15 protein-coding genes are annotated in these 15,687 nt (G+C 71.6%); 14 read left to right on the top strand and 1 reads right to left on the bottom strand.

Annotation, left to right across the window (positions count from 1 at the left end):
- Positions 1 to 47: 47 nt before the first annotated feature.
- Genes MNY60_RS04535 through MNY60_RS04590 form a run of 12 tightly spaced genes read left to right on the top strand, consistent with a single transcriptional unit; the run spans position 48 to position 12,424 of the window.
- Positions 48 to 698, top strand: coding sequence for a cytochrome c3 family protein (locus MNY60_RS04535; protein ID WP_242334276.1), 651 nt, complete (start codon positions 48 to 50; stop codon positions 696 to 698).
- Complete coding sequence (locus MNY60_RS04540; RefSeq protein WP_242360105.1) at positions 686 to 3,709, top strand: TAT-variant-translocated molybdopterin oxidoreductase; 3,024 nt, start codon at positions 686 to 688, stop codon at positions 3,707 to 3,709. Before MNY60_RS04535 ends, MNY60_RS04540 begins: the two co-directional genes overlap by 13 nt.
- Positions 3,706 to 5,118, top strand: coding sequence for an NrfD/PsrC family molybdoenzyme membrane anchor subunit (gene nrfD, locus MNY60_RS04545; RefSeq protein ID WP_242334282.1), 1,413 nt, complete (start codon positions 3,706 to 3,708; stop codon positions 5,116 to 5,118). Before MNY60_RS04540 ends, nrfD begins: the two co-directional genes overlap by 4 nt.
- Entirely contained in the window at positions 5,115 to 5,642 is a 528-nt protein-coding gene (locus MNY60_RS04550) for a DUF3341 domain-containing protein (protein WP_242334284.1), read from the top strand. Before nrfD ends, MNY60_RS04550 begins: the two co-directional genes overlap by 4 nt.
- 1 nt (position 5,643) lies before the next feature.
- Positions 5,644 to 6,216, top strand: a complete 573-nt coding sequence (locus MNY60_RS04555) for a cytochrome c (protein ID WP_242334287.1) — start codon at positions 5,644 to 5,646, stop codon at positions 6,214 to 6,216.
- On the top strand, positions 6,213 to 7,397 hold the full coding sequence (locus MNY60_RS04560) for a hypothetical protein (protein ID WP_242334290.1): 1,185 nt from the start codon (positions 6,213 to 6,215) through the stop codon (positions 7,395 to 7,397). Before MNY60_RS04555 ends, MNY60_RS04560 begins: the two co-directional genes overlap by 4 nt.
- Entirely contained in the window at positions 7,394 to 7,837 is a 444-nt protein-coding gene (locus MNY60_RS04565) for a hypothetical protein (protein ID WP_242334293.1), read from the top strand. The genes MNY60_RS04560 and MNY60_RS04565 overlap by 4 nt, the downstream gene beginning before the upstream one ends.
- Entirely contained in the window at positions 7,834 to 8,697 is an 864-nt protein-coding gene (locus tag MNY60_RS04570) for an SCO family protein (RefSeq protein WP_242334295.1), read from the top strand. The genes MNY60_RS04565 and MNY60_RS04570 overlap by 4 nt, the downstream gene beginning before the upstream one ends.
- Positions 8,694 to 9,749, top strand: coding sequence for a cytochrome c oxidase subunit II (gene coxB / locus MNY60_RS04575; RefSeq protein ID WP_242334298.1), 1,056 nt, complete (start codon positions 8,694 to 8,696; stop codon positions 9,747 to 9,749). Before MNY60_RS04570 ends, coxB begins: the two co-directional genes overlap by 4 nt.
- Positions 9,724 to 11,391, top strand: coding sequence for a cbb3-type cytochrome c oxidase subunit I (locus tag MNY60_RS04580; RefSeq protein ID WP_242334301.1), 1,668 nt, complete (start codon positions 9,724 to 9,726; stop codon positions 11,389 to 11,391). Before coxB ends, MNY60_RS04580 begins: the two co-directional genes overlap by 26 nt.
- Positions 11,381 to 12,016 (top strand): cytochrome c oxidase subunit 3 family protein, encoded by a 636-nt coding sequence (locus MNY60_RS04585; RefSeq protein ID WP_242334304.1) that lies wholly within the window; start codon positions 11,381 to 11,383, stop codon positions 12,014 to 12,016. Before MNY60_RS04580 ends, MNY60_RS04585 begins: the two co-directional genes overlap by 11 nt.
- Before the next feature lie 9 nt (positions 12,017 to 12,025).
- Complete coding sequence (locus MNY60_RS04590) at positions 12,026 to 12,424, top strand: cytochrome C oxidase subunit IV family protein (RefSeq protein ID WP_242334307.1); 399 nt, start codon at positions 12,026 to 12,028, stop codon at positions 12,422 to 12,424.
- Between the two features lie 39 nt (positions 12,425 to 12,463).
- On the opposite strand, the gene MNY60_RS04595 is transcribed toward MNY60_RS04590, so the two are convergent.
- Complete coding sequence (locus MNY60_RS04595; RefSeq protein WP_242334309.1) at positions 12,464 to 12,994, bottom strand: O-acetyl-ADP-ribose deacetylase; 531 nt, start codon at positions 12,992 to 12,994, stop codon at positions 12,464 to 12,466.
- A gap of 264 nt (positions 12,995 to 13,258) precedes the next feature.
- On the opposite strand from MNY60_RS04595, the gene MNY60_RS04600 reads away from it, so the two are divergent.
- Both MNY60_RS04600 and MNY60_RS04605 read left to right on the top strand, forming a co-directional pair.
- Entirely contained in the window at positions 13,259 to 14,635 is a 1,377-nt protein-coding gene (locus MNY60_RS04600; RefSeq protein WP_242334312.1) for a sigma-54 dependent transcriptional regulator, read from the top strand.
- Between the two features lie 113 nt (positions 14,636 to 14,748).
- Complete coding sequence (locus MNY60_RS04605) at positions 14,749 to 15,408, top strand: hypothetical protein (RefSeq protein WP_242334315.1); 660 nt, start codon at positions 14,749 to 14,751, stop codon at positions 15,406 to 15,408.
- Positions 15,409 to 15,687: the final 279 nt, after the last annotated feature.

Below are 15,687 nucleotides of genomic sequence, written 5' to 3' on the forward strand. Positions count from 1 at the left end.
GGCCCGGTCGTACCTGCACGACGTCCAAGGGGCCCGCGCGCCATGCGATGAGCGCACTCTTTTCTCCCAGATCCAACGGCATCTTCCGCATCGTCATCGCGATCCTCTTCGCCGGTGCGGCCGGGACGGTGGGCGCGTTGATGGTGTTCGCCCGCATCCCGGCGGGCACCGGGCAGGCGGAGCAGGTGGGCCAGCCGGTGCAGTTCGACCACCGCCACCACGTGCAGGACGACCTCATCGACTGCCGCTACTGCCACACGACCGTCGACAAGGCGGCCAGCGCGGGCATCCCGCCCACCGAGCTCTGCCTCAACTGCCACTCGCAGGTCTGGAACAAGAGCCCGCTGCTCGACCTGGTGCGCTCGAGCTGGTTCGCCAACAAGCCGATCGAGTGGGTGCGGGTCCACCGCCTCCCGGGCTTCGTCTACTTCAACCACGCCATCCACGTGAACAAGGGGGTCGGCTGCGTCGAGTGCCACGGACGCGTCGACCTGATGCCGGCGATCGAGCAGGTCGCTCCACTCACGATGGGCTGGTGCCTCGACTGTCACCGGAATCCCACCCCGCGTCTCCGCCCGCTCGAGGAGGTCACGAACATGACGTGGCAGCCGGAAGGCGACCCCGTCGCGCTCGGGAAAGAGCTGGCGAAGAAGTACGACGTGAAACCCCGCACGAGCTGCTACACATGCCATCGCTAGGGCTTCCCATCTACGGTCAGAAGACGGCGCTCGAGACGCGCCGCTGGAAGAGCATCGACGAGCTCGCGGGGCGAGCGGACGCCGAGCCCGGCGAGTTCCCGGAGGGCGCCGCCGAGACGCCCGCGGGGTTCTCCCGGCGCGGCTTCCTCCAGATCCTCGGCGCCTCCGCGGCGTTCGCCGGCCTCGCCTGCAAGCCGCCGCGCGAGAAGCTCGTGCCCTACGTGCGCAAGCCCGAGGCGGTGACGCCGAGCGTCCCCGTGGGCTACGCGACGGCGCGGAGCGACGAGGGCTACGCCGTCGGGCTCGTCGTGCAGGCGTTCGAGGGCCGGCCGGTCAAGGTCGAGGGGAACCGCCTGCACCCGGCGAGCCTCGGCGGCACCGACGCGATCACCCAGGCGATGGTGCTCGACCTCTACGATCCGGCGCGCCTCGCGGGGTTCACGCGCGGCGGCCGCGCGCTCGCGTGGTCGGCGGTCCTCCAGGAGATCGCGGCGCTCGCCCGCGAGCACGACAAGGACGGCGGTGCGCGGCTGCGCTTCCTCGTCGCCCCGACGAGCTCGCCGACCGTCGCCGACCTGCGCCGCCGGCTCCTCGAGCGCTTCCCGAAGGCGCGCTTCGACACGTGGGCGCCGGCGGGCGGGGACGCGGCGCAGCGCGCCGGCGCCGCCATCGCGCTCGGCCGCCCGCTCGACGCCACCTTCGAGGTCGCGAAGGCGGACGTGATCCTGTCGCTCGACTCCGACTTCCTCGCCACCGAGGGCGAGCACCTGCGCAGCGCGCGCGAGTTCGCCTCGCGCCGCGAGGGCGAGCGCATGAACCGGCTCTACGTGGCCGAGCCGCGCTTCTCGGTGACGGGGGGCATGGCCGACCACCGGTTCCGCATGCGCGGCGCCGAGGTCGCGGCGTTCGCGCGGGCGGTCGCCGCGGAGCTCGCCCAGGCGGGCGTGGCGGGACTCGCGCCGCTCGGCGCGCGCGCCGAGGGCGAGCATGCCCGGGCCGCCAGGGCCGTCGCGAAGGATCTCGCCGGCGCCCGCGGGCGCTCGCTCATCGTCGCGGGTGCGCGGCAGCCGCCGGCGGTCCACGCGCTCGCCGCCGCGATGAACGAGGCGCTCGGGAACGTCGGGCCCGTCGTGCGCTGGCGCGCGCCCGTGCTGGTCGATCCCCAGGCCGGCCCGGATGCGCTCCGCGCGCTCGCCGCCGAGGTGCAGGCCGGCAAGGTCGACACGCTCGTCGTGACCGCCTGGAACCCGCTCCACACCGCGCCCGCCGACCTCGAGCTGCGCAAGGTGTTCGGCAAGGTGAAGAACTCGATGGTCCTCGCGCTCCGCGACGACGAGACGGTGCGGGCGGCGAGCTGGCGGCTCGCGGCGAGCCACCCGCTCGAGTCCTGGGGCGATCTCCGCTCGCGGGACGGCACCGTCACGGTCGTGCAGCCGCTGATCTCCCCGCTCCACGAGAGCACGACCGAGGTGGACCTCTTCGCCGCGTTCCTCGGCGAGGGCGAGCGCGGCGCCTGGCGCCTCGTGCGCGACGGCTGGCGCAGCCGCTCCGGGGCGCCGCCGGCCCCGCTGCCGCTCTCCGGCCCCGCCGCCGCCTCGAACCCGGCCGACACCAACCGGCCCCGCCCGCCGGATCCCTTCGACAGGACCTGGGACGAGTGGCTCGCGGCCGGCCTCCTCACGGAGAGCGCCGGCCGCCCGGAGGAAGCGAAGGTCGACCCCGCCCGCGTCGCGGACGCGCTCGGGAAGCTCCCCGCCCCCGCGGGCGGCATCGAGCTCGGCTTCGCGCCCGACTACAAGGTCTGGGACGGCCGCTTCCTCGAGAACGCCTGGCTGCAGGAGCTGCCGGATCCCATCACCAAGCTCACCTGGGAGAACGCCGCCCACCTCTCGCCCGCGACCGCCAGGCGGCTCGGGCTCGAGTCGGGCGAGCTCGTCGAGCTCGCCCGCGGCGGCCGCGCGGTGGTCGCGCCGGTGCTCGTCGTCCCCGGCCACGCCGACGACGCGGTCACGGTCGCGCTGGGCTACGGCCAGCGGGTCGCCGGGGCGGTCGGCCAGGGCGCGGGCTTCGACGCCTACGCGCTCCGCACGAGCGACGCCCCCTGGTACGCCGGCGGCGCCACGCTGAAGAAGACCGGCAAGACGACCGAGCTCGCCATCACGCAGGGTCACTTCTCGATGGAGGGGCGCGCCATCGCGCTCGCGCTCGATCACGAGGAGCTCCCCCGCGCGAAGGCCGAGCTCGACGAGCACCGCGGCGAGGCGCCGACCATCCTCCAGCCGGTCGACTACTCGGAGAAGGACTACCGCTGGGGGATGGCGATCGACCTGTCGAAGTGCATCGGCTGCTCGGCGTGCACGGCGGCGTGCCAGGCCGAGAACAACATCCCGGTGGTCGGCAAGGAGCAGGTGCTCCGCAGCCGCGAGATGCACTGGATCCGGGTCGATCGCTACTTCGAGGGGTCGCCGGAGGATCCACAGTCGGTCACGCAGCCGCTCGCGTGCGTGCACTGCGAGATGGCGCCCTGCGAGTACGTCTGCCCCGTGAACGCCACCGTCCACTCGGACGAGGGCCTGAACGAGATGGTCTACAACCGCTGCGTCGGCACGCGGTACTGCTCGAACAACTGTCCGTACAAGGTGCGCCGCTTCAACTTCCTCGACTACCACGGGGACATGGCGCCGACGCTCCAGATGCTGATGAACCCGGACGTCACCGTGCGGGCCCGCGGCGTCATGGAGAAGTGCACCTACTGCACCCAGCGCATCCAGCGGGCGCGCATCGACGCGCGCGTGGGCGGGCGGAAGATCGGGCCGGACGAGGTCGTGCCGGCCTGCGCCCAGGCCTGCCCCTCGGAGGCGATCGTGTTCGGCAACCTCAACGACGCGCGCTCGCGCGTGTCGCGCAAGCACGCCGACGCGCGCCGGTACGACCTGCTCCACGAGCTGGGCACCCGGCCGCGCACCGCCTACCTCGTCAAGCTCCGCAACCCGAACCCCGAGCTCGCATGAGCACCGCCGAGAAGACGATCCAAGACGCCCACGCGCTCGAGGGCGCGCCGGTCCTCGTGGGCCGCCCGGACGATCGGGCGCTGACCGAGAGCCTCCTCTCCCCCGTCCTCGGCCCGACGCGCAAGGGCTGGCTGCTGCTCCTCTTCGCGCTCCTCGGCGGGGTCGGGTTCTGGACCCTGTCGCTCGTCACGACCCTGTTCGTGGGCATCGGCGCCTGGGGCAACAACATCCCCGTCGCCTGGGCGTTCGACATCACGAACTTCGTCTGGTGGATCGGCATCGGCCACGCCGGCACGCTCATCAGCGCGATCCTCCTCCTGTTCCAGCAGAAGTGGCGCACCTCCATCAACCGCTTCGCGGAGGCGATGACGCTCTTCGCGGTGGCGATGGCGGGCGTCTACCCGGTCATCCACCTCGGGCGGCCGTGGCTCTTCTGGTGGCTCATCCCGTACCCGTCCACGAACCTGATCTGGCCGAACTTCAAGAGCGCGCTGCCCTGGGACGTGTTCGCGATCTCGACCTACGCGACGGTCTCGTTCCTCTTCTGGTACCTCGGCCTCATCCCCGATCTCGCGACCCTGCGCGACGCCGCGAAGACCCGCGGGCGCCGCATCGTCTACGGGATCATGAGCTTCGGCTGGCGCGGCTCGGCGCGCCACTGGCGGCACTACCGCATCGGCTACCTGCTCCTCGCCGGGCTCTCCACGCCGCTCGTCGTCTCCGTCCACACCATCGTGTCCTTCGACTTCGCCATCTCGCAGCTGCCGGGCTGGCACACCACCATCTTCCCGCCCTACTTCGTGGCCGGCGCCATCTTCAGCGGCTTCGCGATGGTGCTGACGCTCATGATCCCGGCGCGGCGGCTGCTCGGGTACCAGCACGTCGTCACCGAGCGTCACCTCGACAACATGGCGAAGGTGATCCTCGCGACCGGCCTCATGGTGTTCTACGGCTACATGATGGAGTGGTTCATGGCCTGGTACTCGGGCAGCGCGTCCGAGGCCTTCGCCTTCCTGAACCGGTTCCAGGGGCCGTACAGGGGCATCTTCATCGCGCAGATGTTCTGCAACGTGGTCGCCCCGCAGATCCTCTGGTTCCCGTCGATGCGGCGGAACGAGTACGTGCTCTTCCTCGTCGCCATCCTCGTCAACGTCGGCATGTGGGCGGAGCGGTTCGTCATCATCGCCGTGTCGCTCCACCGCGACTTCATCCCCTCGTCGTGGGGCATGTATTACCCGACCTGGGTGGACTGGGGCCTCTTCCTCGGCTCCATCTGCATGTTCGGCGTGCTGTTCCTGCTGTTCCTCCGGTTCCTGCCCGCCATCCCGCTCTTCGAGGTGAAGGAGCTCCGCCGCGAGCTCGAGCACTACGGCGACAACGCCCACCCCGGCTCGGAGGAGGAAGGATGAAGGCCTACGTCCTCGGTGAGTTCGAGCGCGAGCAGCCGCTCTACGACGCCGCCCGCGCGCTCCGCGCCCACGGGCACGAGAGCCTCGACATCCACTCTCCGTACCCGCTCCACGAGGCGGATCACGCCCTCGGCCTGAAGCGCTCCACCGTGCCGATCGTCGCCCTCGTGGGCGGCCTCGCCGGCGCCATCACGGGCTACCTGCTGCAGTGGTACACGGTCGGTCACGACTGGCCGCTCAACGTGGGCAACCGCCCGCCGCACAGCGCGCCCGCGTTCATCCCGGTCACCTTCGAGCTCGGCGTCCTCTTCGCCTCCCTCGCCATCTTCGTCGGGCTCCTCGCCGGCTACTTCGGCTTCCCGCGCACGCACCACCCGGTGTTCGAGGTGGAGGCGTTCCGCTCCGCGTCCATCGACGGCCTGTGGCTCTCGGCGGAGGTGGAGGGGAAGGACGCCGAGCCCGTCGCGCAGGAGCTGCGCCGGTTCGGCGCGCGCAACGTGTCGATCGTGCCGGAGGCGAAGTGAGATGAAGACCGCGCGCCTCGCCGCCCCCCTGCTCCTCCTGCTCGCCGCCTGCCCGCGGCTCGATCCGATGTGGGATCAGCCCAAGGTGAAGGCCTACAAGGCGAGCAAGTACTACCCGGACGGCCTCGCCATGCGCACCCCGCCGCCCGGCACCGTGCCGCACCGGGCGCCGATCGAGCCCGCCGTCGCGACCGGCCGGGGCCCCGACGGCCGGCCGCTCGCGGTGTCGCCCGTCGCGGCCACGGCCGAGCAGCTCGCGCGCGGCCGGGCCCGGTTCGACGTGATCTGCGCGACCTGCCACGGCGTGCTCGGCGACGGCGAGAGTCAGGTCGCGCTCAACATGTCGCTCAGGAAGCCGCCCTCGCTGCACCAGTTCCGCGACCTCGCGGACGGCTACATCTACCAGGTCATCTCGGAGGGGTTCGGCCTCATGCCCTCGTACGCCGCGGAGCTCTCGGTGCAGGACCGGTGGGCGGTCGTCGCCTACGTGCGCGCCCTCCAGCTCTCCCAGCACGCCGCCATGGAGCAGGTCCCGCCGGAGGCGCGCGAGCGCCTCGAGAAGGAGGGGCGATGACGCTCACCCCGTACCAGGGCGGCCGGCGCCTCATGGCCCCAGCCCTCGTCGCCGCCGTCGCGGGCCTGGCGCTCACCGCGGTGGGCGGCCTCGTGGACCCGCGCCGCGCGCTCTTCGCGTACCTCGTCGCGTTCGTCTACTGGCTCGGCATCGCGCTCGGCGCGCTCATCCTGCTCGGCGCGTTCCACGCGTCGAACGCGCGCTGGCCGGTGGTGCTGCGGCGCTTCGTCGAGACCGTGCCCGCCGCGCTGCCCCTCTTCGCCGTGCTGTTCGTCCCCATCGCGCTCGGGATGAAGCACCTCTTCGTGTGGATGGCGCCGCCGGAGACGCTGGCGCCGGAGATGGCGCACGCCGTCCACCACAAGCTCCCCTACCTGAACGCGGGCTTCTTCCTCGGGCGCGCCGCCGTCTACTTCGTGTTCTGGATCGTCGTCGCGCACCTGCTGCGGAGCTGGTCGATCCGCCAGGACAGCGCCGGGGGCGCGACGCTCACGCGGTGGCAGCGCCGCCTCGGCGCGGGCTCGCTCCCGTTCCTCGCGCTGACGCTCACCTTCGCGTCGTTCGACTGGATGATGTCGCTCGACCCGCGCTTCTTCTCGACGATCTTCGGCGTGTACTGGTTCGCCGGCAGCTTCATGGCGGCCTTCGCGGTCACGATCATCGCCGCCACGCTCTCGCGGCCCGATCCGACCGCGTTCGGGCACCACATGAGCCTCGAGCACTTCCACTCGCTCGGGAAGTTCCTGCTCGCCTTCACCGCCTTCTGGGCCTACGTGGCCTTCTCCCAGTTCATGCTCATCTGGATCGCGAACGTCCCGGAGGAGGTGCCCTGGTACATCCTCCGGATCGACGGCGGGTGGAAGTGGGTGGGGATCTTCCTCGCGCTGTTCCACTTCGTCGTCCCGTTCTTCCTGCTCCTCTCGCGCGACCTGAAGCGGACCCCCCGGGCGCTCTCGCTCGTGGCGGGCTGGCTGCTCCTCGTGCACTGGGTCGACCTCTACTGGCTCGTCATGCCGCACCTCGACCCCGCCGGCCCGCGGCCGTCGCTCTGGGACCTCGCGGCGTTCGTGGGGGTCGGCGGCGCGGCGGTCGCGTTCACGCTCTTCCGCCTGCGCGGCGCCTCCCCGGTGCCGGTGCGCGACCCCTACCTCGAGGACTCGCTGAGGTACCTGCCGCAATGAACGATCCGCACATCGATCCCACGCACGCCCACGCGCACGAGGGCGGTCACGGCCACGGGGTCCGGTCGGAGGAGGACCGGATCTCGAGCGGCAAGGTGGTCGCGGTCGGCGTCGGCGCGCTCGTCGTCTTCTTCTTCGCCTCGCTCGCGGCGGTGAGCTACCTGCGCCTGCGCCAGAGCGAGCAGCCGCCCCCCACGATCCCCGCCGAGCTCGGCCAGTCGAAGATCGGGATGGTCGAGCAGCAGATCTTCGACGTCGCGGTGCGCGGCACGCGCGATCGGGCCCGGCGGCTCGAGAAGCTCGGGTCGTACGGCTGGGTCGACCGCGACGGCGGCGTGGTGCACATCCCCATCGACCGCGCGATGGACCTCGTCGCGAAGGGCGTCCGGCCCGCGCAGGCGCCGAAGGGCGAGGCGCCGCCGCCGGGAGGGCAGCCATGATCCGGCGCACCGCCCGGCTCGCCGCGCTCGCCGCGCTGGCCACGCTCGCCTCGAGGCCGAGCCCCGCCGCGGCGCAGTTCTGGAATCGCCCGGACCCGAAGGGTCCGCCGACCGACCAGCCCCCCGCGATCCTGGAGGAGGTCGGCGTCGACGAGCGGCTCGGGAACCGCGTGCCGCTCGACCTCGAGCTCACCGACGGGAACGGCCGCCCCTTCCGGCTCGGCGACGCGTTCCGTGGCCACCGCCCCGTGGTGCTCACGCTCGTCTACTACGACTGCCCCATGCTCTGCGGGCTCATCCTCTCCGGGATGGCCAAGACCATGCGCGAGAACGGGCTCGTGCTCGGCAAGGACTACGAGGCGGTGACGGTGTCGTTCGACCCGAAGGAGAAGCCGGCGCAGGCGGCGGAGCGGCGCCGCGGCTACCTCCAGTCCCTGGGGCGCGCGGAGTCCGAGCCGGTGTGGCCCTTCCTCGTCGGCACCGAGGCCGCCTCCCGCCAGCTCGCCGAGGCGGTGGGCTTCCGCTACAAGTACGACCCGCAGACGAAGGAGTGGGCGCACATCGCCGCGGTCTTCGTGCTCGGGCCGGACGGCACCGTCTCGCGCTACCTGTACGGCATCGAGTATCCGGCGAAGGACTTCCGGCTCGCCGTCGTGGAGGCGGCGGACGGGAAGGTCGGCACCAGCTTCGACAAGTTCCTCCTCACCTGTTACCGCTACGACCCCGCGTCGCGGAAGTACGAGCCGTACGCGTGGGGCTTCGTGCGCGCGGGGGGCCTCGCGGTGCTCCTCGCGCTGTCGGGCCTCATCGGCGGCCTCGTCTGGCGCGAGCGCCGGGGCAAGGCGAGGCGCACGGCATGAACGAGCTCCTCCGCAGGATGCTGTTCCTCCCCGAGCAGGCGTCGGACTACGCGCGCCAGGTCGACGGGCTCCACTACTTCATCATCATCACCACGATGATCGCCGCCGCGGGCGTGTTCGCGACCGCGATCTTCTTCTTCGTCCGGTACCGCCGCCGCGCGGACACCGATCTCACCCCGCACGTCGCCCCGCGCACGATCCACGAGGTCGTCTTCGTGGGCCTGCCGCTCGGTCTGTTCCTCGTGTGGTTCGCGATCGGCTTCCCGCAGTACGCGAAGCTGTCGCTCCCGCCCAAGGACGCGATGGACGTCTACGTCCAGGGCAAGAAGTGGATGTGGAAGTTCGCCTATCCGGGCGGGCCGAACGCGATCGACACGCTGCGCGTCCCGGTGGGGCGCCCGGTGCGGCTCCTCATCACCTCGCGTGACGTGATCCACTCGTTCTACGTCCCCGCGCTGCGGGTGAAGATGGACGCGCTCCCGGGCCGCTACACGCAGTCGTGGTTCAAGGCGGAGAAGCCCGGGCGCTACGAGATCTTCTGCGCCGAGTACTGCGGCCTGGGCCACTCCGCCATGCTCGGCGAGCTCGTCGTCATGCCGCAGGAGGAGTTCGACACCTGGATCGCGGAGCAGCGCCGGGGGGCGAACGCCGTCGCCCAGGACGCGGGGCCGTCGGGGGAGCGGGCGCTGCCCGCCGCCAACGTCGCCGAGGAGGGGCGCCGGATCGCCTCGGAGCAGGGGTGCATGAAGTGCCACAGCGTGGACGGCACGCGGCACATCGGCCCGACCTGGGTGGACCTCTACCTCCGCCAGGAGAAGCTCAAGGACGGCAAGAGCGTCGTCGCGGACGAGGGCTACCTCACGAAATCGATGATGGACCCCGCGGCGGACATCGTCGCCGGCTACCAGAACGTGATGCCCACCTACCAGGGCAAGCTCTCTCCGCCCGAGGTCGCGGCGGTCGTCGAGTACATCAAGACCCTCAAGACGCAGGCGGTCCGCTCCGGTCCGTCGGAAGGCCCGGTCTATGAATCCATCCCTCGCCCGCAGTGAAGTCCCGGTGTGGAACCCCCGGAACTACCTGAACTCGCCCGAGACCGGCCTCAGGTCCTGGCTGCTCACCCAGGATCACAAGCGGATCGGGGTGATGTTCCTCGTCGCCACCACGATCGCGTTCGCGATCGGCGGGATCTTCGCGCTCCTCATCCGGATCGAGCTGCTCACGCCCGGCCCGACGATCATGAGCGCGCAGACCTACAACCGCATGTTCACGCTCCACGGCGTGGTCATGATCTTCCTCTTCATGATCCCCGCCATCCCGAGCGGCTTCGGGAACTTCCTCGTGCCGCTCATGATCGGCGCGAAGGACGTGGCGTTCCCGAGGCTAAACCTGCTCAGCTTCTACGTGTACCTCGCCGGCGCGGTGATCGCGCTCTTCGGGATGGTGCAGGGCGGGGCGGACACCGGCTGGACGTTCTACACGCCGTACTCCACCACCACGATCACCAAGGTCGTGCCGGTGCTCCTCGGCGCGTTCATCCTGGGCTTCTCGTCGATCCTCACCGGCCTCAACTTCATCGTCACCACGCACACCATGCGGGCGCCCGGCCTGACCTGGACGCGCCTGCCGCTGTTCGTGTGGTCGATCTACGCGACCTCGGTGATCCAGATCCTCGCCACGCCGGTGCTGGGCATGTCGCTCCTGCTGGTGGCCGTGGAGCACGCGTTCGGCTGGGGCATCTTCGATCCGGCGCGCGGCGGCGACCCGGTGCTCTTCCAGCACTTCTTCTGGTTCTACTCGCACCCCGCCGTCTACATCATGGTGCTGCCCGCCATGGCCGTGATCTCCGAGGTGGTCTGCGCCTTCTCGCGCAAGAACATCTTCGGCTACAAGGCCGTCGCCTACTCCTCGCTCGGCATCGCCTTCGTCGGCTTCTTCACCTGGGGCCACCACATGTTCGTGTCCGGGCAGTCCGCCTTCAACGGCGGCGTGTTCGGGGTGCTCTCGATGTTCGTGGGCATCTTCACGGCCATCAAGGTCTTCAACTGGACGGCGACCCTGTACAAGGGGTCGATCCTGTTCGCCACGCCGTTCGCCTACTTCGTCGGCTTCCTGTTCTTCCTGGTGTTCGGGGGCATGACGGGCATCGCGCTCGCCACGGTGTCGCTCGACGTCCACTGGCACGACACCTACTTCATCGTCGCGCACTTCCACTTCATCATGGTCGGCGCGACGCTCATGGCGTTCCTGGCGGCGCTCCACTACTGGTTCCCGAAGATCGCGGGGAAGCGCCTGCCCGAGGGCTGGGGCCTCGTCGCCGCGGTCATGATCATCCTCGGGTTCAACTTCACCTTCATCCCGCAGTTCCTGCTCGGCAACGAGGGGATGCCGCGGCGCTACTTCTCCTACCCGGAGAAGTTCTGGCCCCTGAACGTCGCCTCGACGGCGGGCGCGTCCGTGCTCGCGATGGGGCTCGTCATCGTGCTCGTCTACACGCTCGTCGCGCTGAAGTGGGGCCCGGTGGCCGGCGCGAACCCGTGGAACTCGCGGGGCTTCGAGTGGAACACCCCTTCGCCGCCGCCGCCGGAGAACTACGAGACGACGCCGGTCTACACGCACGGCCCGCACGAGTACGACCTGCCCGGCGTCGAGACTCCGCCGGCCGCGACGCCCGAGCCGAAGCATGCCAGCTAACACGACCTACCTCGCGCACCACTTCGAGAGCCTCGAGAAGCAGACCTACGCCGCGCGGCTCGGCATGTGGCTGTTCCTCGCCACGGAGGTGCTGCTGTTCACGGCCCTGTTCGCCGGGTACGGGGTGTACCGGTACCTGTACCCGGAGGCCTTCCGCGAGGCGAGCCGCGGCCTCGAGACCTGGATCGGCTTCGTGAACACGCTCGTGCTCGTCACGAGCTCGTTCACCGTCGCGATGGGGCTCGAGCGGGCGACGCGCGGCGACGGGCGAGGCACGCGCCTCCTGTTCGGCCTCTCGATCCTGCTCGCGCTCGCGTTCCTCGGCCTCAAGGCGGTCGAGTACACGCACCACTTCCACGCCGGCGAGCTGCCGGGACGCTACTACGCGAGCGACGCGGTGCAGGGGCCGGGCGGCCCGATCTTCTTCGCGCTCTACTTCCTCATCACCGGGCTGCACGCGATCCACGTCGTGATCGGCATGACCGTGCTCGCGGTGATCGGCTGGCGGGCCGGCCGGGGCGCCTACGCCGCCGAGTACCACGTGCCCGTGGAGCTCGGGGCGCTGTACTGGCACCTCGTCGACCTCATCTGGATCTTCGTCTTCCCGCTCATCTACCTCGTCTAGGAGCCGCTCATGGCCGCCCACGGCAACGCCTCGACCGTCGAGCACCACGGCGCCCCGCACCACTCGCACGTGAGCCGGTACGTGGCGGTGTGGATCGTGCTCCTCGTCCTCACCGTCTCCACCTGGGCCCTCGCCAAGGTGCACCTGCCCGGCCCGCTCCACGTCCTCGTCGCCCTCGCCATCGCGATCGCGAAGGGGGCGCTCGTGGCGCTGTTCTTCATGCACCTGTACGACCAGCAGGGCGCGAACCGGCTCGTGTTCGTCACCTCGCTCGTGTTCGTGGCCCTCCTCGTGGGGCTCACGCTCAGCGACTACGCGACGCGCTACCCGCTCTCGAAGCCGCCCGGCAGCGAGGGCGCCCTGCCCGCGCCCGACTACGCCCCGCCGCCGACCTCGCGGACGCATTGATCTCCGACCAGGGGGCTGTCACGAAGGGTGAATCACGGGTCAGGTCCCGGCCGCGGCCAGGACCCGCTCGTACACCTCGCGGTCGGCCGCGGAGAAGCAGCAGAACACCACCCGCTCCGGCAGCGGCGCGGCGAGCGCGGCCACGACCTCCGCCACCGCGATCCGCGTGGCGCGCTCGAGCGGGAAGCCGTACGCGCCGGTGGAGATGGCCGGGAACGCGATCGAGCGCACCCCGTGCTCGGCCGCGAGCCGCATCGACTCGCGGTAGCACCGGGCGAGGAGCGCGTCCTCGCCCGCGCCGCCGCCCGTCCACACCGGCCCGACCGCGTGGATGACGTGGCGCGCCCGAAGTCGGTGGCCGCCGGTGAGCTTCGCCTCGCCGGTGCGCGCGCCGCCGAGCGCGCGGCACTCCTCGAGGAGGCCGGGGCCCGCCGCCCGGTGGATCGCGCCGTCCACGCCGCCGCCGCCGAGGAGCGACGCGTTGGCCGCGTTCACGATCGCGTCCACCGCGAGCTGCGTGATGTCGCCTTGCACCACCGTGATCCGCCCGCTCGCCCAGGTCCGGTCCATCGGTGCTTCGTAGCGGATGCCGGACGCGGAGGCAGGTGACCTCCCGGGCCCGGGTGATCCCCCGCCCGGCGTGCGCCGCGGCGCGGCGCCCGAGCGGGCGGATCCGAGGGGCGACGCCGAGTGGATTCGTGAGCGGTGGCGCGAGGTTGAAGACGGGCGAGCCCTCGCGCGGCGCCGGGAGCGCGCCCCGCGTCCCCGCAATTCCTGCACGAAAAAACCCGCAAAACCCGGGTACGGAGCTTGCTACGGCGTTCGACCGGTTTCATGCCTCGCGATCGCATTCTCGTCATCGACGCCAACCCGCTCGAGGGGGCGTCGCTCCGTGCCGCCCTGTTCGAGCGCGGGTTCGACGCCGTCGAGGCGTCGACCGCGGAGGGCGCGCTTGCGCTCGTCCCCACCTTCGGTCCGGGTGCGGTCCTGACCGACGCGACGCTGCCCGGCTGCGACGGCGCCGCGATGGTCGGCCGCCTGCGCGCCTCCCGCTCGGACGCGTCGGTCGTCGTCTCCACGCCGCTCGACCGGCTCGACGCCGCGGTCGCGGCGATGCGCGCCGGCGCCGACAGCTACCTCGTCCGACCGCTCGATCCGACGCAGACGGTGATCGTGATCGAGAAGGCGCTCGAGCGGCGGCGCCTGCGCCGGGACCGCGCGGCGCTCCGCGAGCGCGCCCGTGCGCGCGCCTCGATCGTCGGCTCCGCCCCCGAGCTGACCGCGCTCGTCGAGGTGCTCCGCCGCGTCGCGCCGACCAAGGCCGCCGTCCTCGTGCAGGGCGAGGTGGGCTCGGGGAAGGCGCAGGTCGCGCAGGCGCTCCACGAGTGGTCTCCGCGCCGCGAGCGGCCGTTCGTGCGCGTCAACTGCGCGGCGCGCTCCGAGGCGCTGCTCGAGGCGGACCTGTTCGGCCACGAGGCCGGCGCGTTCGGCGACGCCGACGAGCGGCGCCCCGGCCGGCTCGAGGACGCCGACGGCGGGACCCTCTACCTCGATGAGGTCGGCCGGCTCCCCGCCGCGCTCCAGGTGAAGCTCCTGCGCGTGCTCCAGCAGGGCGAGCTCGAGCGCGTCGGCGGGCGCACGACGATCCACGTGGACGTCCGGCTCGTCGCCGGGACGCAGCACGACCTCGCGGAGGAGATCCGGGCGGGCAGCTTCCGCGACGACCTCTACTACCGGCTGAACGTCGTGTCCCTGGCGCTGCCGCCGCTCCGCGCGCGCAAGAGCGACATCCCCGCGCTCGTGCAGCACTTCCTCGAGACCTCCTCCTTCGCGGCGGGCAGGCGGATCACCGGGCTGACGCCCGGCGCGCTGTCCGCGCTCTTCGGCTACGACTGGCCGGGCAACGTGCGCGAGCTCGCCTCGGTGGTGGAGCGCGCGCTCTCGCGGACGCAGGGCACGGAGATCGCCGCCGAGGACCTCTCCCCGGTGCTCCAGGGGGGCCGCGTCGACGAGGCCGGCGCCATCGCGCTCATCCCCGGCGCGTCGCTGTTCGAGATCGAGCGGGAGGCGATCCTCCGCACGCTCGAGCAGGTGGGCGGCTCCACCGCGCGCGCGGCGGAGATCCTCGGCGTCTCGATCCGCAAGATCCAGTACCGGCTGAAGGAGTACCGGTCGGGCCGCGTGCCGCACGACCTCGCGCTCGGCAGCTGACCGCCGCTCCGCGCCACCCCGCCCCTGCGGCCGAACGGAGGAGCGCTCTCCTGAGCGACCTCGTCGCGCCCGGACGAGTCGCCCTCCCCGAAGCCCGGGCCCTACCTTAGGGAATGGCTTCCGACCGGATCGAATTTGGCAGCGTCCTCGAGAGCAAGGGCTCCGAGGGCAAGCTCTGGCTCTTCATCATCCCCGTGATCGTCGGCGTCTTCGCGCTCGCGGGGTACGGCATCATGCAGGTCTCGAAGGCGGGCTCGGTGGAGCGCGAGGCGAAGGCGGCGCAGCAGGAGGTCGCCGAGCTCCACAAGACCGTCGAGCAGCGGGACAAGCTCCTCACCGACGCGCGCGCCGAGGAGGGCCTCCAGCGCTCCGCGGGCGCCGCGGCGGCGCTCTTCTACGGCGTGAACCCGAAGGCGCAGGAGAGCGGGATCGCCTTCGCCCACCCGTCCGAGAAGGCGGTGCGCGTGTACTTCTACGGCCTCGCGGCGCCGCCCGAGGGCCAGGAGTACGTGGTCGCCGCGCGCACGAAGGGCGGCCAGACGAAGGCGCTCGGCTCCGTGCTCCCGGGCAACGACGGGACGGGCTTCCTCCTCGCCAAGGACGTCCCCGAGGGGACGTCCACCGTCGAGCTGCTCCTTCGCCCGCGCGATCAGGAGAACCTCGACGGCGCCGAGCCTCGCGTCGCAGCGCGCTACCCGGCGAACGGCGAGCGCGGCATCCTCGCGGAGGCGCCGCCCGCGCAGGCGCGCCGGGGCCGCGGGCCCCGCGGGTAGTCTGCCGGAAGACTCGCGGCTTCACCGGAGCGGCGTAGGGCGGACGGGCGGGCGGCAGCGCGCGGCGCTGCCCGGCGGCCGGGCAGGCTCGCCCCTGGCAGCGGGCCCGGGCCCGATGATCGAGCAGGCGCGACGGGGGTGCCCAGTCGACGGGCAGCCCCGTCGCCTGTCTGCACGTCGAACGAGCAGCAGCGCGCCCGGATCTCGGGCAGTGCGCCGATCGGGGCGGGCCGGTATTGACTGAGACGCTTCCCCTTGGCGACACTCGATTTTCTTGCT

It is taken from the genome of Anaeromyxobacter sp. SG17, from assembly GCF_022690695.1.
Lineage (GTDB): Bacteria > Myxococcota > Myxococcia > Myxococcales > Anaeromyxobacteraceae > Anaeromyxobacter > Anaeromyxobacter soli.

Bases quoted from the DNA above. Each gene is read 5' to 3' on its own strand.
- MNY60_RS04590 (WP_242334307.1), top strand. From the start codon at position 12,026: ATGGCCGCCCACGGCAACGCCTCGACCGTCGAGCACCACGGCGCCCCG.
- MNY60_RS04540 (WP_242360105.1), top strand. From the start codon at position 686: ATGCCATCGCTAGGGCTTCCCATCTACGGTCAGAAGACGGCGCTCGAG.
- MNY60_RS04565 (WP_242334293.1), top strand. From the start codon at position 7,394: ATGAACGATCCGCACATCGATCCCACGCACGCCCACGCGCACGAGGGC.
- MNY60_RS04605 (WP_242334315.1), top strand. From the start codon at position 14,749: ATGGCTTCCGACCGGATCGAATTTGGCAGCGTCCTCGAGAGCAAGGGC.
- MNY60_RS04580 (WP_242334301.1), top strand. From the start codon at position 9,724: ATGAATCCATCCCTCGCCCGCAGTGAAGTCCCGGTGTGGAACCCCCGG.
- MNY60_RS04550 (WP_242334284.1), top strand. From the start codon at position 5,115: ATGAAGGCCTACGTCCTCGGTGAGTTCGAGCGCGAGCAGCCGCTCTAC.
- MNY60_RS04600 (WP_242334312.1), top strand. From the start codon at position 13,259: ATGCCTCGCGATCGCATTCTCGTCATCGACGCCAACCCGCTCGAGGGG.
- MNY60_RS04535 (WP_242334276.1), top strand. From the start codon at position 48: ATGAGCGCACTCTTTTCTCCCAGATCCAACGGCATCTTCCGCATCGTC.
- nrfD (WP_242334282.1), top strand. From the start codon at position 3,706: ATGAGCACCGCCGAGAAGACGATCCAAGACGCCCACGCGCTCGAGGGC.
- MNY60_RS04595 (WP_242334309.1), bottom strand. From the start codon at position 12,994: ATGGACCGGACCTGGGCGAGCGGGCGGATCACGGTGGTGCAAGGCGAC.
- MNY60_RS04555 (WP_242334287.1), top strand. From the start codon at position 5,644: ATGAAGACCGCGCGCCTCGCCGCCCCCCTGCTCCTCCTGCTCGCCGCC.
- coxB (WP_242334298.1), top strand. From the start codon at position 8,694: ATGAACGAGCTCCTCCGCAGGATGCTGTTCCTCCCCGAGCAGGCGTCG.
- MNY60_RS04585 (WP_242334304.1), top strand. From the start codon at position 11,381: ATGCCAGCTAACACGACCTACCTCGCGCACCACTTCGAGAGCCTCGAG.
- MNY60_RS04570 (WP_242334295.1), top strand. From the start codon at position 7,834: ATGATCCGGCGCACCGCCCGGCTCGCCGCGCTCGCCGCGCTGGCCACG.
- MNY60_RS04560 (WP_242334290.1), top strand. From the start codon at position 6,213: ATGACGCTCACCCCGTACCAGGGCGGCCGGCGCCTCATGGCCCCAGCC.